This window comes from Acinetobacter pseudolwoffii (genome assembly GCF_002803605.1).
GTDB lineage: Bacteria > Pseudomonadota > Gammaproteobacteria > Pseudomonadales > Moraxellaceae > Acinetobacter > Acinetobacter pseudolwoffii.
Genome location: NZ_PHRG01000008.1, coordinates 24,746 through 45,483 on the forward strand (window position 1 = coordinate 24,746; position 20,738 = coordinate 45,483).

Here is a 20,738-nt window from a genome sequence, read left to right on the forward strand (position 1 = left end):
TTATTATTTAACTCAAAAATGTTGAAACCCCAAAAAGCGGTGTCTTATTGTTCTCGCCCGCTATTTCTCGAACCAGTTTAGGAACCAAATACCCCGGAAGGTTCGCTAAAACTTCAGTATAAATCTCATAAATGTCATCAGGTGGTAAATCAAAATGATGTGCACCTTTTACTTTATCAAGTACATGTAAATAATACGGCATCACCCCGGCATCAAACAAGCGATAGCTTAAATCTGTCAAAACCTGAGCAGAATCATTCACACCTTTTAATAAAACTGTCTGATTCAGCACAGTAATCTGTTGTTGAACCAACTGGTTCAAACGCTTGCAGGTGAAGTCATCCAGCTCCGATGCATGGTTGGAGTGTACCACCAGAATAATACGTAGCCTACTGTTTTTTAACATGCTAAGTAGCTCTTCGTCCACCCGGTTAGGGATCACAATGGGAACTCGTGAATGTATTCTTAAAAATTTGAGCTGTGGTAGAGATTCTAGTCGCTCAATCCAGAGTTGCAATTTCCGGTTGGATAAGGTCAGTGGATCACCACCGCTCAGAATCACTTCATTAATATCAGGCTGGCTTTGCAGATATTGCTTGATATTGATCCAGTCTTCATTTTTAGGCAGGTTGTCCTGATAAGGAAAATGCCGGCGGAAACAGTAACGACAATGCACGGCACAGGCACCGGTCAGTGTCAGCAAGAAACGCGATTTATATTTATGTAATACACCGGGCTGCTGATTGGCCTGTTCTTCGCCCAAGGGATCGGTAACAAATCCCGGATGATCTTCCAGCTCCAGATGATGCGGCAGGACTTGTAACAGTAGCGGGTCTAAAGGATTGCCTGGCTGCATTTTGCCGACAAAAGCACGTGGCACGCGTAATTTGAACTGTTCACTAGCCAAAATGGCACCTGAGAGCAGCTGCGCCGGGGCGAGTTGCAGCAGTTCAAGCAGTTCGTGCGGATCGGTAATCAGGTCGCTAAGCTGTGATTGCCAGTTTTGTTCTTGATATAAATAATTCGTCATGCTGGAAGATTAACAGTAGAAGTGGGAGGGCAAGGCCAGAGGGTTGCAGTTTAACAGTTTGTCGAGAACCAGAATAATCTGCTGTGCGATAAAATTTGTCGTCATGACTATATGTCATGTCAAAAATGATGACAGCCGGATGGCATTTTAGCGTCCAGCAAGACATGAATAAACAAAGGATTTTCATGCCTGATGCTAACTTAGGCAGTGTGAAGGGCTGAAAGCGGAATTTTTCATTGCGGCGAGCGCCATTGCTCATTTAGAATACGTAACATTAAATGAATGTGCATGTGGCAACTTAATGTTCGTGTCAGACTTGCTAAATGACATTGCAACAGCCCTTAGCATCGATAGATTAAAGTTAGTAAGTTTGGAGAGCGCCAGTCATGGCCTATTATTCTACGAATGATTTCAAGTCAGGCCTTAAGGTTATGCTTGATGGTAACCCATGTTCAATCATGGAAAACGAATACGTAAAACCAGGTAAAGGCCAAGCCTTCAACCGCGTAAAATTACGTAACCTTAAATCAGGTAAAGTTCTGGAAAAAACATTCAAATCAGGCGAGAACCTAGAAGCGGCTGATATCGTTGAAGTAGAAATGGAATACTTGTACAACGATGGCGAAATGTGGAACTTTATGGATCCTGTATCGTTTGAACAGATCGCAGCTGATAAAACAGCGATGAGCGATGCTGCAAAATGGTTAAAAGACGATTCAAATGAAAAATGTACCATTATGCTGTTCAATGGCGTGCCGTTAAACGTGACTCCACCGAACTTCGTGGTACTTAAAATCATTGAAACTGATCCAGGCGTTCGTGGTGATACTTCTGGCGGCGGCGGTAAGCCGGCGAAACTTGAAACAGGTGCTGTGGTACGTGTTCCATTATTCGTACAGCAAGAAGAAAGCGTTCGTGTAGATACCCGTACTGGTGATTATTTAGAACGTGCATAATGGTTTTAAAATAGACTATTATCGAGAGGGATGATCTAGATCATCCCTTTTTTTATGCCAAAGTCTTAGAGGAAAGTGAAAAGAACAGGCGTAAAGTCGCAAGGGAAAACAGCAGTACTTCGAACAACAACAACCGCGCTGATTTGTATGCATCACAATATGAGGGATTGAATGGAAACTTTACAAAAGAAGTCCACGCTGACTTCGAAAATAATTTGGCTTTTGGTAGCCATAGTGGGTGCAGTCTCCTTTGGAGTGCTGGCCCTGAGTCGGGGTGAGCATGTCAATGCAGTCTGGCTGGTACTGGCAGCTGCCTGTGTCTATAGCATTGCTTACCGTTTCTATAGCCTGTTTATTGCCACCAAAGTATTCGAGCTGAATGAGCGCCGTTTAACCCCTGCGCATCGTCTGGCCGATGGTCTGGACTATGTGCCAACCAATAAAAGTGTTTTGTTTGGCCATCACTTTGCTGCAATTGCCGGTGCAGGCCCGCTGGTCGGTCCGATCCTGGCCGCGCAAATGGGTTATTTGCCCGGAACCATCTGGCTCTTGGTCGGTGTAGTACTGGCCGGTGCGGTACAGGATTTTCTGGTGCTGTTTATTTCGACCCGTCGTGACGGTCGTTCACTCGGTGAAATGGCCAAGCAGGAACTCGGCACCTTTGCCGGTATTATCGTCATGCTGGGTGCCTTGGGTGTGATGATTATCATCCTGGCGGTGTTGGCACTGGTGGTCGTCAAAGCCTTGACCAATAGTCCGTGGGGCGTGTTCAGTATTGCTGCCACGATTCCGATTGCGATCTTTATGGGCGTGTATATGCGTTTTATCCGTCCGGGTAAAATTGCAGAAGTGTCGATTATTGGTTTTGTATTGATGATGCTCGGGATCATCTACGGTGAAAACATCGCGCAACATCCGTACTGGGGGCCGTTCTTCACACTATCGGGAACTGAGCTGACCTGGGCATTGATCATCTATGGATTTATTGCATCAGTATTGCCGGTGTGGCTGTTGCTTGCGCCACGTGATTATCTATCCACTTTCTTGAAAATTGGTGTAATTGCCGGTCTGGCGATTGGTATTCTGTTTGCCATGCCTGAAATGAAACTGCCAGCGGTGACCAAGTTTATTGATGGTACAGGCCCGGTATTTGCAGGCTCCATGTTCCCATTCCTGTTCATTACCATTGCCTGTGGTGCGATTTCCGGTTTCCATGCCCTGGTCTCTTCGGGAACGACACCGAAACTGGTCAATAACGAACGCGATATCCGTGTGATCGGTTATGGCGGTATGTTGATGGAATCTTTTGTGGCGATCATGGCTTTGATCTGTGCCGCAGTTCTGGATCCGGGAATTTATTTTGCGATTAACTCGCCAGCCGCCTTACTCGGGACTACCGCAGAAAGTGCGGCAGAAGCAGTGCGTACCCTTGGTTTTGTGGTAACTCCTGAAGCCTTGACTTTATTGGCTCAAGAAGTCGGTGAAAACTCGATTCTGTCACGTACAGGTGGTGCACCGACTTTTGCGATTGGTATGGCGCATATCATCACGGAAATTTTTAATAGCCGTGAAATGATGGCGTTCTGGTATCACTTTGCGATTCTGTTTGAAGCTCTATTCATTCTGACAGCGGTAGATGCCGGTACGCGTGCCTGTCGCTTTATGGTGCAGGATACAGTCGGCATCGTGATTCCTGCGGTGAAAAACTCGCATAATTTCTTTGGTAACTTGCTGGGTACTGCGGTTGCAGTCGCAGGTTGGGGCTTCTTCGTCTATCAGGGCGTGGTCGATCCACTCGGCGGCATTAACAGCTTATGGCCGCTATTTGGTATTGGTAACCAGATTCTGGCTGCGATGGCGCTCATTCTCGGTACAGTCATTCTGTTCAAAATGAAAAAACAGAAATATGTCTGGGTCACCATTATCCCGACCGTTTTCCTGTTCATTACTTCCATGACTGCCGGCTGGCAGAAGATTTTCCACGAAAATCCGAAGATTGGTTTCCTGGCACAAGCTGATCGTTTCAATACGGCCATTGCCAATAATGAAATCCTGGCGCCGGCTAAAAGTATTGCAGAAATGCAGACTGTGGCCATGTCGAATCAGATTAATGCCGCACTTTGTGCCTTTTTTATGATCGTTGCTTTTGTGATGCTGTTCGCCGCGATTCGCGTGATTCGTCGTGCTTTAGCAGATCCGAATCCTTCTGTGCATGAAGCAGAAGCCATCTATCGCGATCCTGAAGACATTCAGCCAGCGAAAGGTCATTAAGGAGAGTCTTATGAATCTGAAATTTGCCAAAAGCGGAAAAACTATGATTTATAAAATCATCAAAATGACCGTGATGTCACAAAAGGATTTGATTCTGAATCCGAAAAACTGGTCACGTATTGCGACCTTGTGGCAACGCTTGCAGCAAAGTTTCCGCCTGATGGTTGGGGTGCCAGATTACCAGACCTATGTGGAGCATATGCGCAAGCATCATCCAGACCTGGAAGCGATGGACCCGAAAACATTTTATCGTCACTGTGTGGATTCGCGTTATCCATCGGCAGGCGGCGGGATGAAAAAGTGTCCGTGTTAATCATTGAGTAAAACAAGCGCCTTTCGGGGCGCTTTTTTATGCCTAAATATCGGTCTTAAAAATGGCCGAGCGAATGACCTCTCATTTCGTTCACTCAGTTGTTTCAGAATATTCTTGATTCAAATCCAGGATAAAAATAAATCTGCATACCTTTTAAGTATGGTGTTTTAACTATCATAAATAAAATGTATACGAGGTATTAATACTCGCACTCGAAGAAAAAATGATTTCTTCTTGAACCGGTTTTTTTGCCTGTTTTCTATGTTGCCATTTTCTCCGTACTTGATAAAACCCACCTATTTTTATTTGAATTTTCGCCATTTTGTCGCGGGTATTCTCATTCAGTTACACAGATAGAGAATTGATCTTTTGGGAAAATTAAAATTTCAGTGTATGTTAATCCTAGACCATGTTTTATTAGGAAAATTAGTGTGATCTGGGGCATGAAACAAAAGGAAAATAACGATACTGCACATCTCAATACTGTGCTTGAACAAAAGATTGCAAGTTATGCGCCCAAGATCCAGCATTTTTTTGAAGAGGTCAATGCCATCGTACTGGACAAGCAGGCCCAGACCAAGTTGGCGCTGTGCTGTCTGATTGCAGGTGGTCATGTTCTATTTGAGGATTTACCGGGTCTGGGGAAAACCACATTGGCGAGTAGTCTGGCACATCTGGCAGGGTTGAAGTTCCAGCGGATTCAATTTACCAACGATATGCTGGCCAGCGATGTCATCGGCATTAATATGTTTAACCAGAAAGAACATCAGTTCGAGTTTAAACAAGGCCCGATTTTCACCCAGATTTTACTGGCAGATGAAATTAACCGTTGTAGCCCCAAAACCCAGAGTGCCTTACTTGAAGCCATGGAAGAGGGTTATGCCACCATTGATGGCGTACGCTATGCCTTGCCAAAACCATTCTGGGTGATTGCCACGCAAAACCCGCTGTTTCAAAGCGGCACTTATGCCTTGCCGGAATCGCAGCTGGATCGTTTTCTGATGCGTTTGTCTTTGGGTTATCCATCGCGTCATGCCGAGAAGCTGTTATTACAGCAGGAATCCCGTTTTGCCCTGATTGCCAGTCTGGCGCATATTTTTACTGAAGATGAAATTCTGGATCTGCAAAGTCTGGCGCATCAGGTCTTTATGAGTGAAGCGATTCAGGAATATCTGCTCGATCTGGCGGAAGAAACCCGCAAGAACCGTCATGGCCTGTCCACCCGTGGTTTATTGGCACTCAAGCATGCAGCACAAGCACATGCGCTGATTCAGCAACGTGCCTTTGTCACAGCGGATGACGTACAGGCCGTATTTGTGGCGGTGACTTCACATCGTCTGGGTTTGAGTGAAGCTGAAACTTTGAATGTCATGCAACAGGTTGCGGTCAGCTAAAGGAGTCCTCTCTTGGATAAAACCTGGCAAAAATGGCTGGCCAAACGCTTTCAATTTTCACAGCAGAAACAGCTCTCGCAGAAAGACGTCTTGGTATTTATTTATCAGCAGGGTTATCTGTATCTGGTGTTGATCTTGATCACCTTTGTGGCAGGGGTAAATTATGCCAACAATCTGATTTTAGGTTTCTGCTTTTTAATCAGTGCTGTGCTGTGTATCAGTTTTTATCTGACGTTTAAGCAGCTGCATGGCTTGAAGATTGAATTAATCGCGGATGAAGTGGGGCAGGTCGGACACAGTCTGAATCTGCAAATGTATTTTCAGCAGCAGCAAGTTCGACCACGTTATTTGTATATTAAAGCTGGAAATCAGCTACACAAGGTTTATCTGAATGCACAGAAGCAGCAATTTATCCTGCCATTTTATACAGAGCAACGCGGTAAATTTAATTATCCCGTCATTCAAATATATTCGGTTTATCCTTTTGGATTAGTTCGGGCCTGGACTTATCTTTATCATCAGCATACTGCCTGGGTTGCGCCCAAAGCGGAAGTTTTTAGTGCAGAAAATAAATACCATCTGAACCGCTTTGAACCAGATATGGATGAATTTCGCGAGCTGCGAAATTACCAGACTGGAGATTCCTTGCAGTCGGTATCCTGGAAGCAGTTCGCCCGAGGACAGGGCTTATATGTCAAGGTTTTTGAGCAGTATCAGGATGAACACAGTATCGAGATTCATTATGAACATATGCCGACGCAATCACATGAAGAAAAACTTGAATTTATGATGGGACTGATCGAGCAATGCGAGCAACAGCAATGTGCTTATGCACTGCATTTGCCCCAGGCCGAATTGCCACAGGGTGCAGGTGAAGCGCAACTGCGTAAAGCTAAACAGTTATTGGCACAGGCCTAAGGCAGATAAAGCAATGATCAATGCAAAAATCCGTACTTCGATTGTACTGACCTTGAGCCTGATTCTCATCGCCCAAATGGCATTTATTCCGGTTTTACTCAGCATTATTTTTGCCATCAGTATTCTGTGTATCTGGATTTATCTGAAACGTCAGCAGCCATTTCCTAAAATTGGCACCTTCTTGCTCACAGTTTTGGCACTGGGCAGTATTTATTTAAGTTATCAGAGCTTTATTGGTGTTGAAGCTGGAGTGGCAGTTTTATCGACATTTTTATTTGCCAAATCACTGGAAAGTAAAAACAGGCGTGATCTAATTATTTTGTTTAATTTTGCCCTGTTTGTCGCTGCCAGTTCATTTTTATACAGTCAATCATTTGGTATGGCGATCGTGATTGTGCTGTGTTTAATCAGCTGTCTGATTGGCCTGTACCGGATTCAGACCAGCGAGTTTGAGCAGGAGCCGACCACCCAGCGTGCCGCCTTACAACAGGATGCCAAGCATGTAGCGAAGTTTATCCTGTATGCCATACCATTTTTCCTGCTGCTGTTTATTTTCTTCCCGCGTTTGCCACCACTTTGGCATATTCCCATCCCAGAAAATAAAGGTGTGACCGGTATTAGCGACAGCATGTCGCCCGGTGATATTGCTGAATTATCGCAGTCTAGTGCATTGGCTTTCCGGATTATCGGTGATGTCAGTAAACTCCCACCGCGTTCAGAGCTGTATTGGCGCGCCTTGGTACTGGATGAATATGATGGTCAACGCTGGACCAGCAGTTTCGTCAATCAGCAACCTTTAATGCGACAGCCCATGGATAGCTCGCCAGTGCCGGTTGGATGGAACTATCAATATCTGGCTGCGGATCCTTCGGTGTTCTGGATCATGGGGTTGGAAAAATCAATACCTGTGGAGCGCCGTTATTATAACCGTCAGGACTGGAGTATTGTGCCGCGACGACTCACGCAACGCGTTGAACCGATTCCGCTGCAGTGGATTGGGACACAATACGATCCTCAGGCTGTAGGTCAATATCTCGCGCGAATCAGTACCCAGGTACAGCGCAGATTGGATCCTCAAGCGCAGCAGCTGGCACAACGCCTATATATGCAAAGTGCTGAAGATCCACGCCGTTATGTGCAGAACGTTCTGAACTGGTATCAGCAGAATAACTTTGTTTATACCCTGAAACCGGGCCAGTTGGGACAAAACCGGATTGATGAATTTCTATTTAACTCCCGGCAAGGGTTTTGTGAGCATTATGCATCGAGTTTCGTCATGCTGATGCGTTATGTCGGGATTCCTGCACGTGTGGTGACTGGTTATCAGGGTGGGGAACTGGCACCGGATCGTAAGAGTTGGGAAGTCCGGCAACTGGATGCTCATGCCTGGACAGAAGTCTGGTTAGATCAGAAATGGCAGCGCTTTGATCCGACCGCCATGATTGCGCCGCAACGTATAGATGGCGGAATGCAAAACCTGCTGTCTCAAGATGAAAGAGTCTGGTCAAATAATTCGACCTGGACATCGCAGAATAATCAGTGGATGACCAAGATGCGGGTCTGGAGCGATTATGCCAGCTACCAGTGGCAAAGCAAGGTGGTGGGTTATAATGCAGAATCGCAACAGAACTGGCTATCAAAATTAGGTCTGAGTTCGGTTTATTCGAGTATTGTGGTTTTGCTCGGCAGTATTGCATTACTGATTCTAGCTTATATATTAAGAATTTATCTAAAAGCCCGACACGCTCAATCCCCATTTGATCGTGCTATCCAACAGTTGAATCAATCTTTAGCTGACGATCTCAAAAAACAGCCTGCTGAAACTTTTCATCACTGGATGCAGCGTTTATCCCAACAGGTTAAGGTCGAAAATCAGTCTGCATTTATAGAGGCAATCCGGATTTTTGAAAAGTATCTTTATTCAGGAGCAGAACTTACTGATCAAGAATTGAAAAAATTCAAGGATTTGCTTAAAACTTGTGCTGACAGTTTGAAAATCAAATGAAAAGACTTGTCTTCAGTCAGAAAAATTTATAATATGCCATACATTCTAGGTGTATAGCTCAGTTGGTTAGAGCGCTACGTTGACATCGTAGAGGTCTCCAGTTCGAGTCTGGATATACCTACCAAGATTTTTATTTGGAAAATCAAGTAGATGTAATTTATATCAATAACTTGCGTCTAAGTTTTTATTGCTAAATTGGTCAGCTTGAGAAACAAAATTCTCAAAATTCGCATTAAAAACCGCTTAATATTTCCGTTTTGACACCAAAACGACCCCAAGTTAAATGCATGGGTGTTGGTTTTGGTGTCTTTGCGACTACATATTTTGAGGTATATATGCAAAAGCCGATTCAGCGTGGTAAATCTTGGCGTATCACTGTACGCCATAAGGGTCAAAGATATAATGCTACCCGTGACACACAAGAAGAATGTATTAAATGGGCAAGGCTTAAATTGGTCGAGCTTAAAAGTCTAGAAAATCAATCTCAAGATCAACTCATTCATATTACTTTCCAAGAGCTTTTTGAAAAATACTATGCCGACCTCGGTTGTCAAATGCGTGGTGCTAGCTATATTAAACAGCAACTAAAAGCCTTCAAGAAATATTGGGGGTACTTGGCTCAAGAATCCATTCATAGTATTACTCCTCAAAAAATTACTAAATGGCGTAATGATCGTTTAACCGAGGTTGCTCCTGGTACAGTCCATCGTCAAATGGGTTTGTACAGTGCGGTATTTACTTATGCGCGCAAAGAATTATTCTTGATTAAGGAAAATCCTTTCAGCGGTGTTGCAAAGCCTGTAAAGCCAGATTCACGTTCACGTTTAATTTCAGAGAGTGAAATTGATGCTGTTCTAGCAGGTTTGAATTATAAACATGGAATGGTCCCAACTAAGCCCTCACATTTTGCAGCTTGGGCTTTTCTATTTGCCATGGAGACTGCTATGAGACGAGGGGAAATTGTTGGTATTACAAGAAAGCATATCCATGAGGATTATATCCATTTGCCAATTACCAAAAATGGAAATCCAAGAGATGTGCCATTAACTCACAAAGCAAAAGAGCTATTAAATTTGATTCAACATACTAGTGAAAAATTGATTCCCCATACTGATAATTCATTAAGGTTGATCTGGGAGCGAAATTTACATCGTGTGGGTTTAAATGGGGTTGTGCATTTTCACGATACCAGACACGAAGCTATTACTCGTTTTGTGAATCAACGTAAGTTGCCGGTAGAGATACTTGCAAAAGTTACAGGACATAAGACAATAAAAACTTTGATCAATACTTACTATAATCCAAGTGCTTCAGATATTGCCAAAATGATGAACGCATGAAACTATTAGCCCCTGATTATAGGGGCTTTTTGATAAGTATGAAAATATCTAATCTTTCTATAGGATCTTTAATAGCTGTAGTTTTAGGAGATGAAAATACTCCTAGCTATAGAGGAGGGCCTAAAATAGTAGAGCTATTTAATTTAGTAGGGTTTAATGAAGAATATTGGGATTTAAGTAAAAAAGGTTTGTTTGGAGCTAGAAAGGACTTTACAAAAAGGAAGCTCGAAGAAATAAATGGAACTAATAAGCTAGTTTTTTTAATTGAGCTACTCGTTGATGATCGTCAAACCCAGAAAAGTGATGAAGTAGCTAAGAAATTAAATAATATTTTAAAACATGATAAATATCATCTAATAAAAAATAAAGAAGGTATTTATAAATTGTCAGGCTTTAATTTACCTGAAGATGCCATGGTAAGGCCTGTATTTGAGTTAATTGAAAAAGAAATTATAGGGCATATTTTAGCCAGTAAATATGCTGTCTGGGTTGCTGTAGCATGGATTACTTCAAAACCAATAGCTACTGCTCTTTATAGACAACATCAAAAAGGAGTAAATATTCGTATAATTGTAAATGATGATGAAATAACAAATAGCAAAGGGATTGCTTTCGAAAATACCCAAATTGAATATTATAAGATCCAGCAGCAAAATGGTGCTTTTAATAACCTTATGCATCATAAATTTTGTATTATTGATTTTAAAAAAGTCATTACGGGTTCATTCAATTGGACTATTAAGGCATCCTTTAATAATGAAAATATAACAGTGATAGAACAAAAAGAGCAGGCAGAAAAGTTTGCAGATGAATTTATAAAGTTAATTAAAGACTTTCAAAGAAGCTAAAAGTCCATTAAGTCTTCTTTAATTTTTACGTCTTGAATTGCGTTTTTCATTCTGCAAGTGGAGATTTTCTAAAATTGGGATAACCTCTTTAGGATCATAAAGGTGTTTGTTCTCATCACCTTTATTGTAGATACCGACTTTCTCGATGATTGTTTTTCGAGATAAATTGAATCTTTCAGAAAGCCATGCTGCTGTAACACGATTTGGTAATTCCTCGCTCTTAAGTTCAACAACTATTCCAATATTTGGAAGGTTGTCTTTTAAATGGATGCGTGGAGGAAGGTGGGACTCGACGACAATTATGTACTTATGAAGGATTGTCATATATTTATTTTCTCAAAATTAATGAAAGCGACGCAGAGGGTCAGCTATGCGTCAAAATAAATATTAAACCTTGGATTTAATTATTGCAATAATTTTTTTGATCAATTTAATTTTCTTTGGTGTTCTACTACTGTTCCTAAAATTATTAAATCATTTTCAATAGATGAATAAGATGGAAAATTGTGATTTAGTACTTCTATATTAAAAACTGGTTGCTGCTCAGATGTATGAGAGCCTATAACATACTTACCAAGTACAACATTGGTTTTGCCATTTAAAGCTAATACATAATCATTTGTTTGAGGCAGTTTTTGAGGGTCTATAATGATGTGATCATCTATTTGAAATACAGGCTCCATACTTTTATCTTCTATTTTATAAGAAAATGAGTAATCACTAATTTTAGATAAAGTTGTAGGTATTACTTCATTATTCTCATCTAAAACTGTTTCTTTAAAGTTAACTAATTGATTTTGCGTGTAAACTGGAATTATGCTTACTTCTATTTTTTCAGAAATATTTAATTTACTAATAAATTTTTTCTCACTATTGTCTTTGAGCGCTTTAAGAAAATAGCTTAACCCTGCTGTAGCTAATCCAAGAATTGGACCTCCGAAACCAGTAGCTATAGTTGTTGTGCCTATCATTCCAATTGCTTGAGCTGGCTTGGGAGTGGGATGCCCTTTACCTGTTAACAGCCAATAATAATCTACCCCAGTAAAATTCGATATTTGTTCAAGTGTATCTTTGCTTACTTTATCTTTTTTCCAGTTAGTCGGAGCTTGAGGAGTTAGACCAATAGCTTTGGCTAGGCTTGACCATGTAAGTTTTTGATTATTTTTCTTTTTATAGAAATTTATAGCATATTCTATTCGGTCAGATATGTTCTTCAACTCATTGATACTATTCATCTTAATTAAAACTCCTCACCTAATATTTAAATTAATTATATATGAGTTTAACAAATAAATCTTATAATTATGTCAAAGGTATATTGATTTAATAATGATACTAATGATTTAATATTTTAAGTTTAAATTAAATCAGAGATCCTCATGTCTATCCAAGAGAAACAAACAAATGGAATTAAAAGCCAATCTGGCTATGAAGCCGAGCCTTTCCAAGGGGACTTTGAAGAAGAAATTCAGAGGTTGGCTCAACTGAAAATCGAGGAGTATGAACTGCAAAGAAAGCAAACAGCCAAATTGTTTGATATACGTCCTCAAGTTTTAGATAAACTTGTTGAAAAAAGACGTCCTAAACATCAGATGAAGCAAAATGAAGATGAATGGTTTGAAAAAGTAGAGCCATTCTCTGAACCAGTTAATGGCAGAGATTTATTAAATGAAATCAATGCACAAGTAAAAAAATATATAGTTTGTGATGAATCTGTAGCTATCGCAGCAACTTTATGGATTTTATTTACTTGGGCTATAGATCATATGAATTTCGCTCCTATAGCTTGTATTACAGCTCCAGAAAAACGATGTGGAAAAACACAACTACTTACTCTTATAGGCGAGTTATCTAAAAAAAATATTTCAGCTTCTAACATTACAAGTGCGGCTTTATATCGAACTATTGATATGTATCAACCAACTTTAACAATTGATGAGGCTGACACTTTTTTAAGCGAGCAATCAGGTATAAGAGGAGTAATGAATGCAGGGCACAGTAGAGAAAATGCATTTGTAATACGTTGTGATGGGGAAGACAATCACCCTAAAAGATTTAATGTATGGTGTGCTAAAGCAATAAGCGGGATTGGCCATCTTTCTGAAACATTAAGGGATCGTTCTATTATATTAGAATTAAGAAGGAAAGTGAAAAATGAAAGTATTGAAAGCCTGAGATATAGGGATAAGGAATATTGGAAACTGATTAAAAGAAAATGTCTTAGATGGGTAAATGATAATCAAGATTTACTGCGTGCTATTAAACCTGTATTACCTGAATGCTTAAATGATCGTGCTAAAGACAATTGGGAGGGTCTATTCAAAATAGCAGCTATAGCAGGTGAAGATTGGCTAGAGCGGGTTGAATTTACAGCAATTAGTATTCAAAGAAGTGAAGAAGATAATCTCAATCTCAATGAGCAATTATTATTGGATATTCACACAATTTTCAAAAATAAAAATGCTGCTAAATTATGGACACAAGATATTCTTAGTGCCTTGTGTGAGGATGAGGAAAAGCGTTGGATAGATATTTGTGAAGGTCGAAAACTTTCTGCCCGTAAGCTGGCTACTATGCTAAAAGGGTTCAAGATTTCCTCACATGATATACGTATAGGTGATAAAGTGAAAAAAGGATATGAGTTAGTACAATTTACTGAGGCATTTGAGAGATACCTGTGAGAATCTGCTACAACGCTACAACGCTACAACGCTACAAGATAGTAAAATTAAGGTCTTACAGTGTAGATAAACGCAACATAGTTATTTATGTTGCGTTTTCTTTTAAAGAAATTTTATATTTATCATTGTTGTAGCGGCGTTGCTTATTGAGATGTGACAACTAGATTATGCTTATTGTCCACACTAATTTCAAGGAAGGATTCTGAGCTTTTTAACCAGTTAGCAACATTTATGATAACTGATTGTGGATCTGTCTTCGCGCCTTTTATACTGCATTCCCATATAATACAAATTCTCCAATTTGTAGACTGTAATGCGGCAATAGCTTTAATATCATTAGCCTGATTCTTTAAAATTTTGTTTTCCCAAAATTCAGGTCGAGTTTTAGGTAATTTAAAAAGATGACAACTATTATGACCATGCCAAAAACAGCCATTCACAAATATAATTGCTCTATATTTAGGTAATACGATGTCTGGTTTTCCTGGAAGATCTTTCACATGCAAGCGAAAGCGGAATCCCATTCGATGAAGTAAACTGCGAATTAATAACTCTGGTTTTGTATTTCGGCCTTTGATACCTGCCATCATGCGACTACGGGTAAGAGGATCAACAATGTCTGTCATTTAAAAATACCAAGTATTGTAATTTTTTTGAGAAGGCTAACAATTATCTGTATTGATTGATGCCTATTTAATCTTGTTTTAAAAGTAATCGTTCAGTGAACCCCGCTTTTCCTAACTTACTAATACCGCGATAGTACTCAAAAAAACTAAGTAGACACCTATAATAGAACACTAACAGAAAAACGATCACTATACTTTTCTTTTGAAAGTCGAGTAGGCAATTTTCAGTATTTCTGATTATATCCTCTACAATATCTTCGACTAGATCAACAATAACTGAAAATGCATTAGATTAATCTGCATCAAGCCAAAATAATGATGGGAATTTAACACATAAACCAAGAATTCATTATCTTCTGCTAATCAAGTAACTCATAGATCACTGCCTGAACTGGATTATACTGTGTGGGGGCATAGGTCCAGACATAATATTTCTTCAGTTTTTGCTCATCCTCACACATCCGCATAATGGTGACCGATGTTTCATCGGCATGTATCACCTGCTGTTACGGCACCATCTGTTTTAAGGCGTTGACCAGAGATTCCGGTTCCACACCACAGCAGCTAATCCAATCTTAGAGAGTGGATCTGGATAAATCAATTCCCGCACTTAGAAAAATCTGGCGCTGACGGTACAGCGGTAAATGATCAGCATACTTCGAGACCAGCAAATAACTCGGCAATTTTGTACTGGCAATGCCTTTATCAATCACATGGGCAGGTATGACTTGCTGAGTCAGGGTGTCACTCTGATCACAGATCCATTTGCCGCGCACATGCTATCCCTTATAGAACTGTGCCGGTCTGAAATTCATTTTCTCACTGATATCTTCACCGATATGAAGTAACTGGCAGCCACAAGCACATTGTGTTGATCAGCTATCAATAACTGTCTTTAAATTCATAAAGAGTTGTCCAATTAATTAGTGGGCACTATGGTGATATTAATGAGTCAGAAAAAGAGGAATACATTGTGTTTTTACTTCCTATTTTAGAAATGTTGTTCCTATTTTAGAAATGTTGTTTGTATTTCTAAAATAATTATTGTATTTTCTGTTAAAAATCTAACTTTACTGGATCTAGTTATGAGTAGTAAACGTGAAAAATTTGTTGAACTTGCAGAAAGCAGAGTTCAAAGAGCTTTGAAAGATATTCAGTTAATCGGAAATCTCTCAAATAGAAACTCATATGAATATACGGATGAGGATGTGAAGAAAATTTTTTCAGCCCTGCAAAAGTCTCTGAACACATCTAAGTTACGTTTTAATCTTGACGCTGAGTTATCAAATGAGGAGTTTAAGTTATGAATGAAATAACTTTAAAATTTCTTCCTAATATTGCTGGAGAGACTGAAGGGTTAGCAGATGCCGGAATCGAAAGTTTTCGTGGACATCCTTATCTTTCAGTAGCAAGAGAAACATCACAAAATAGTAGGGATGCTAGAGATAATGAAACTTCTCCTGTTTTACTAAAAATTGATCGATTTAGTATTCCTGCTAATGATTTTCCAGAGATTGAAAAATTACGATCAACAATTAATAGCTGCTTAAACAAAGCTAATATGCGTGGGGGTATTAATGAACTGGAATTTTTTAAGAAAGCTCAGGAATATCTGAATCGACCAGATCTTCCAATCTTATGTACTGCAGATTTCAATACAAAGGGTGTCCGAGGTCCGTGTGAAGATGGTTTTGCGTTTCATGCCTTGGTTAAAGCCGATGGAGTAAGTGTTAAATCAGATTTGGACTCTGGGGGGTCTTATGGCATAGGTAAGAACGCAGTTTTTGCCTTATCTGAAATCCGAACAGTTTTTTATTCTACAAAATATCAAGAAAATAATGAATTACATACACTATTTATGGGTAAAACATTATTGATGTCTCATACGGCAGAAGATGGTGAAGAGTATGGACGTAAAGGATATTTTGGTTCAGAAAACTTTATGCCTATCTTGGATGAAAAAAAAATACCTCACTACTTTCAAAGAAAAGATCAGGGAACTTCTATTTTCTCTATTTGTGTAAGAGATACTCCATATGAATGGTCTTATGAGATTTTAGTAGCGTTCATGATCAATTTTTTTGCAGGTATACATAGAGAAGAAATTAAGTTCGAAATTGATGGTGGAAAGATTAAATTAAACAAACATAATATTAATTCTTGGTTTAGTAATCAAAAAGTGTTGTCTATAGTAAAGGAACTTCAAATACAGGAAGTATTTGATGTAGCTAAGAAACTATATAATTGTTTGATTGATAACAATGTTAACTCTGAATTGATTAATATAAAGAATTTAGGACAAGTTAAGATTAGTATTTTATTACGAGAGAAAGTTGGTTACACCGTTGGGATTATTCGTAATGGGATGTATATAACAAATAATTTATCAAATTTTAATGAGTCTTTTCAGCGTTTTCCTCTATATCACGAGTTTACAGCAATTGTTGAACCAAATGATAAAGAAGCTGGAGAATGGTTTAAGCGTTTAGAGAATCCTAGTCATGATGAATTTTCTGCTGAACGTATTATAGATCCAGATAAACGTAAAAAGGCAAAAGCAGCTTTTACGGAACTTGGACGCACAGTTAGGAAGATAATCAAAAATTTTGCTAAAACTGAACCTAAGGATGCTTTTAAGTTAGACGAATTGAATGATTTTTTTACTGCAGAGAGCTCAGAAGCTGAGAGTGATACTGGCTTGATCAAAAAGATAGGTAGCAATAAACCTACCAAGCTCATAAAATTAGTGCAGAAAAAAAAACTTGGTATATATGATTCAAATGATTCAAATGATTCAAATGATTCAAATGATTCAAATGATTCAAATGATTCAAATGATTCAAATGATTCAAATGATTCAAATGATTCAAATGATTCAAATGATTCAAATGGTTCAAATGGTTCAAATGGTTCAAATGGTTCAAATGGTTCAAATGGTTCAAATGGTTCAAATGGTTCAAATGATTCAAATGATTCAAATGGTTCAAATGGTTCAAATGGTTCAAATGGTTCAAATGGTTCAAATGAGAAGAAAAGTAGAAGTAAGCCAAGAACTAAAGAGCAAATTTTGAATAAAGATAAAAATTTAAAATTAATATTTGTGGAACTGGAAGAACAACGAACTCTACTACTTGATAGATCTAACACAAAATATAGACGTGTGATATTCACTTCTACTCAGACAGGTAACATACTCCTTAGAATTTTTGCTGCTGGGGTTAATATAGAAGAGCAGCTTCATATTTTAGCTTCAAATGTTGGAGATGTTAATGATGGAATGGTCAAGGTATATTGCAAGAAAGGTCAGCGCATACAGTTAGATGTTAAGTTTAGTGTTGAATTTCCTGGTCCAATTCGAATTCAGGCTATAGATCTAGGTAAAAATAATCATAAGGAAAAAGTATGAAAATTAACGATAACATGCGTTTTCCGCATCCTATTCTTAGTGATATAACAAATGACTATACAAAAGGCTCATTTGAGTCTGACTTTACAATTACAGAGACCGAAAATAGAAGTTTAAAGTTAACTTCAAAAATCAATATTGAGAGTCCTCGATTATCTGAGCTAATTCAAGATGGTAAGGTTGCTGTAGGTTATTATCTTATATGTCGAGAAACATTTTATGATGAATTACATGTCTCAATTTTAGGTGAATCTGAAATTATTATTCCACAAGGAATGTTATTTGGCAGTGTGATAATCCGTCCAATTGCTTGGACTACTTCATCTGAGGTTGATTTGAGTACATTAACACTAAATCCAGAATTTTCTGTGCTGCCAATACTAGCCAAAGGTGAAATAGTTGCATTAGGTCCTGAATATAGATTCTCTATGGATCCTAAAAAATATAAACCGCTAGGTAGTATTTTTGAATTAACTCGTAATGATAATTTACCGGCTGGTATTTTTCATGTTGATACTGAAGGAGATATTATCAGACTAGTTGCTGAAAAAAATACCTTTGAAAATATTGTTCAGCTTCGGAATACCCATAATCGAAACTTGTTACTTGGTAGTATCTATTTGGCAGCTCTAGTTGATGTACTTTCTAGAATGTCAACTTCATCTAATGATGAAGGTAAAACTTGGTATCGTGTTTTAAAAGCTAAATATGATGAGTTGGGTTTAGATTTATTGCAGACTACACCAAGTGAAGGCGCTCAAATGCTATTAAAACGACCAATTCAAGAACTTTTTGCAGTAGTGGAGCATATGAATGGCTAAATTAATGTATTTTTCAGAGAAGGTTGTAGATCAATTGAAGTCAAATATTGAGGCCAATAAATCACGCTACCTTCATGATGGATTTACAGATTTACTTGATAATGAAGGCTGGGGAAATTCTTTAGATATAGAGATTGATTATCAAAGGCTTAAAACTTTGGATTGCCCTGAAAAAACTGCATTGGGATCTTCCGATGTAATTAATTCACTAATTGTTGGCGAAGCGTTATATGGGCTAAGTGCCGCAGACGCAAATGAAGCTGAAATTTGGACAAGGTTATCCCACGTGGAGTGTATTGACTATACTAGAAAACGATGGATAAAAAATCTAGATAATGATGAAAAAATTCGACGTGATATTAAAATACATTTTTTTGCAGATACCCAAACAAAAAGGCGAGATGACCATTCAATATCAAGGTTATGGTGGAATTATTATATTGCAAAAAAATGTATGCCTGAAGATATACCAAAAGCACTGGATTTATTTGTCGCTAAAACCGATATACGCAGTAATTTTGTCGAACGAATTTGGTCGACCAGTCGAAAAAATATTGCTACCGCAGTTCTACGAGCATTAGCAGATAATGATTGGCTTTCTATTGACGAGGTTCATTTTCGCAAATTTATGAAAGCGCTTAATCGGTTAGGGGCTGGGGTTATTTTTGAAGAATACTCAGAAAGTGAAATGAATTATTTTGTTGAAAAGTGTATCGCTGATGCTAAAAAAGATTCATGAATTTATTATCAAATATCGTGAATTTTATAAATTTAAAGATAGTTTTTATATGACGATGAGCCTGTAAATAATTTTGTGTAATTGCTTTTCATAAATTTAAAGGTGATTGCTTAAGCGGTCACCGAATTCAATAATAAAGCGGCTCATGGCTAAACGCCAGTCGCGAATAGGCATATTCCACTTTTTAGACGCTGCATCAATTGCCAGGTAAATCACTTTACGTACAGAATCATCCGTTGGAAAGACTTTACGCTTTTTGATCGCCTGACGTATTACGCTGTTTAATGACTCGATTGCGTTGGTAGTGTAGATGGCTTTGCGAATCTCGGCTGGATAAGCAAAGAAGGTATTCAGATTCTTCCAGTGTGTACGCCAGCTTTTGCTAATCTGTGGGTACTTGTCATCCCATGTTTGAGCAAATTGATCCAAGGCCATCAATGCAGCCTCTTCAGTAGGTGACTGATAAACGGCTTTTAAATCCTGAGTGACGGCTTTGTAATCTTTCCATGACACGTATTTCAAGCTGTTACGCAGCATATGGATAATACACAGCTGGATATGGGTTTGCGGGTATACGCTGTTAATGGCATCAGGAAAGCCTTTTAGTCCATCCACACAGGCGATCAGAATATCCTGCAACCCTCGGTTTTTAAGCTCAGTCAGGACATTCAGCCAGAACTTTGCACCTTCATTCTCAGCCATCCACATGCCGAGCAGTTCTTTCTGTCCATCAAGATTAATGCCTAAGGCAAGGAATACAGCCTTGTTGATAACACTGCCATTATGACGGACTTTAACTACAATACAGTCCATATAGACGATGGGATAGAGTGCATCCAGCGGACGGTTTTGCCATTCAGCGACTTGCTCCTTAACAGCATCAGTCACCTTGGAAATAAGCGTTGGAGATACATCAGCATCGTACATTTCTTTGAAAGTAGCCACGATTTCACGGGTAGTCATACCTTTGGCATAGAGGGATAGAATCTGGCTATCCATTTGCGTGATACGGGTCTGATTCTTTTTAATCAGCTGTGGCTCAAATTTACCGTCACGATCTCGTGGTGTAGTAATCTCAATCTCACCATCATCGCTCAGCACGGTCTTACTGGAATAACCGTTACGGGCATTTGAACCGTTCTTACGAGCATTCTTTTCATGTCCGAGATGTTCGGCATTGAGAGCCGTTTCAACAGTGAGTTTAGTCAACAATCGGGTGAATTGGTTGAGATCGTCTTCTGTTTTGATTCCTTTAGCAAATTCTGCTGCAAGGTCTTTTAGTTTTTGTTCGTTCATCATGTTGCCTGACTCCGTTGTGAATATGAACATAGCAAATTCAGGCAATTACACAATTTAATTTACAGTCTCTGATTTTTTTCTTTAATTAAAT

At 39.1% G+C, this 20,738-nt stretch carries 18 protein-coding genes, 1 tRNA gene and 1 pseudogene; 14 read left to right on the top strand and 6 right to left on the bottom strand.

Annotation, left to right across the window (positions count from 1 at the left end; genetic code table 11):
- Positions 1-7: 7 nt before the first annotated feature.
- A complete protein-coding gene (gene epmB, locus CWI32_RS12575) occupies positions 8-1,030 on the bottom strand; it encodes an EF-P beta-lysylation protein EpmB (RefSeq protein WP_100358087.1) in 1,023 nt (340 codons plus the stop codon).
- A gap of 386 nt (positions 1,031-1,416) precedes the next feature.
- Here epmB and efp point away from each other — a divergent pair, with 386 nt between their 5' ends.
- The 9 genes from efp to CWI32_RS12620 all read left to right on the top strand — a co-directional run bounded on the left by efp (position 1,417) and on the right by CWI32_RS12620 (position 11,075).
- Positions 1,417-1,986, top strand: coding sequence for an elongation factor P (gene efp, locus CWI32_RS12580; RefSeq protein ID WP_100535436.1), 570 nt, complete (start codon positions 1,417-1,419; stop codon positions 1,984-1,986).
- Positions 1,987-2,157: 171 nt separating this feature from the next.
- Positions 2,158-4,257, top strand: a complete 2,100-nt coding sequence (locus tag CWI32_RS12585) for a carbon starvation CstA family protein (RefSeq protein WP_005171642.1) — start codon at positions 2,158-2,160, stop codon at positions 4,255-4,257.
- Between the two features lie 10 nt (positions 4,258-4,267).
- Positions 4,268-4,570, top strand: coding sequence for a YbdD/YjiX family protein (locus CWI32_RS12590; RefSeq protein WP_005096505.1), 303 nt, complete (start codon positions 4,268-4,270; stop codon positions 4,568-4,570).
- 431 nt (positions 4,571-5,001) lie between these two features.
- Complete coding sequence (locus CWI32_RS12595; protein WP_171304345.1) at positions 5,002-5,964, top strand: AAA family ATPase; 963 nt, start codon at positions 5,002-5,004, stop codon at positions 5,962-5,964.
- A 12-nt stretch (positions 5,965-5,976) separates the two neighbouring features.
- Positions 5,977-6,882, top strand: coding sequence for a DUF58 domain-containing protein (locus CWI32_RS12600; protein ID WP_100535437.1), 906 nt, complete (start codon positions 5,977-5,979; stop codon positions 6,880-6,882).
- A gap of 13 nt (positions 6,883-6,895) precedes the next feature.
- The gene (locus CWI32_RS12605; RefSeq protein ID WP_100535438.1) at positions 6,896-8,887 is read left to right on the top strand and encodes a transglutaminase TgpA family protein; all 1,992 of its coding nucleotides are present in this window, start codon (positions 6,896-6,898) and stop codon (positions 8,885-8,887) included.
- 47 nt (positions 8,888-8,934) lie between these two features.
- A tRNA-Val gene (locus tag CWI32_RS12610) sits at positions 8,935-9,011 on the top strand.
- Between the two features lie 211 nt (positions 9,012-9,222).
- On the top strand, positions 9,223-10,227 hold the full coding sequence (locus CWI32_RS12615) for a tyrosine-type recombinase/integrase (RefSeq protein WP_100535460.1): 1,005 nt from the start codon (positions 9,223-9,225) through the stop codon (positions 10,225-10,227).
- On the top strand, positions 10,224-11,075 hold the full coding sequence (locus tag CWI32_RS12620) for a phospholipase D-like domain-containing protein (protein WP_252146113.1): 852 nt from the start codon (positions 10,224-10,226) through the stop codon (positions 11,073-11,075). Before CWI32_RS12615 ends, CWI32_RS12620 begins: the two co-directional genes overlap by 4 nt.
- A gap of 18 nt (positions 11,076-11,093) precedes the next feature.
- Here CWI32_RS12620 and CWI32_RS12625 read toward each other — a convergent pair whose 3' ends face one another.
- Together CWI32_RS12625 and CWI32_RS12630 are read right to left on the bottom strand one after the other, a co-directional pair.
- Positions 11,094-11,399 carry a hypothetical protein gene (locus tag CWI32_RS12625; RefSeq protein ID WP_100535439.1) on the bottom strand — a complete coding sequence of 102 codons (306 nt, stop codon included), beginning with the start codon at positions 11,397-11,399 and terminating at the stop codon, positions 11,094-11,096.
- 101 nt (positions 11,400-11,500) lie between these two features.
- The gene (locus CWI32_RS12630) at positions 11,501-12,310 is read right to left on the bottom strand and encodes a S24 family peptidase (protein WP_100535440.1); all 810 of its coding nucleotides are present in this window, start codon (positions 12,308-12,310) and stop codon (positions 11,501-11,503) included.
- Between the two features lie 144 nt (positions 12,311-12,454).
- Here CWI32_RS12630 and CWI32_RS12635 point away from each other — a divergent pair, with 144 nt between their 5' ends.
- Positions 12,455-13,756 (top strand): DUF3631 domain-containing protein, encoded by a 1,302-nt coding sequence (locus CWI32_RS12635; protein ID WP_100535441.1) that lies wholly within the window; start codon positions 12,455-12,457, stop codon positions 13,754-13,756.
- Positions 13,757-13,899: 143 nt separating this feature from the next.
- On the opposite strand, the gene CWI32_RS12640 is transcribed toward CWI32_RS12635, so the two are convergent.
- Positions 13,900-14,382: a very short patch repair endonuclease gene (locus CWI32_RS12640; protein WP_100535442.1), complete on the bottom strand. Its 483-nt coding sequence runs from the start codon at positions 14,380-14,382 to the stop codon at positions 13,900-13,902.
- A gap of 362 nt (positions 14,383-14,744) precedes the next feature.
- Positions 14,745-15,257: pseudogene (locus CWI32_RS12645) on the bottom strand (IS66 family transposase); the annotation flags it as partial.
- A gap of 210 nt (positions 15,258-15,467) precedes the next feature.
- On the opposite strand from CWI32_RS12645, the gene CWI32_RS12650 reads away from it, so the two are divergent.
- From CWI32_RS12650 to CWI32_RS12670, 4 genes are read left to right on the top strand one after another with little or no spacing between them, the layout of a single operon-like run.
- Entirely contained in the window at positions 15,468-15,689 is a 222-nt protein-coding gene (locus CWI32_RS12650) for a hypothetical protein (protein WP_100535443.1), read from the top strand.
- Positions 15,686-17,788, top strand: coding sequence for a hypothetical protein (locus tag CWI32_RS15085; RefSeq protein WP_157799539.1), 2,103 nt, complete (start codon positions 15,686-15,688; stop codon positions 17,786-17,788). Before CWI32_RS12650 ends, CWI32_RS15085 begins: the two co-directional genes overlap by 4 nt.
- Positions 17,785-18,609, top strand: a complete 825-nt coding sequence (locus CWI32_RS12665) for a hypothetical protein (protein WP_100535446.1) — start codon at positions 17,785-17,787, stop codon at positions 18,607-18,609. The genes CWI32_RS15085 and CWI32_RS12665 overlap by 4 nt, the downstream gene beginning before the upstream one ends.
- A complete protein-coding gene (locus tag CWI32_RS12670) occupies positions 18,602-19,348 on the top strand; it encodes a DUF6339 family protein (protein WP_100535447.1) in 747 nt (248 codons plus the stop codon). Before CWI32_RS12665 ends, CWI32_RS12670 begins: the two co-directional genes overlap by 8 nt.
- A gap of 96 nt (positions 19,349-19,444) precedes the next feature.
- Here the strand turns inward: CWI32_RS12670 and CWI32_RS12675 are convergent, their stop codons facing one another.
- Entirely contained in the window at positions 19,445-20,644 is a 1,200-nt protein-coding gene (locus CWI32_RS12675) for an IS256 family transposase (protein ID WP_100535448.1), read from the bottom strand.
- Between the last annotated feature and the right edge of the window lie 94 nt (positions 20,645-20,738).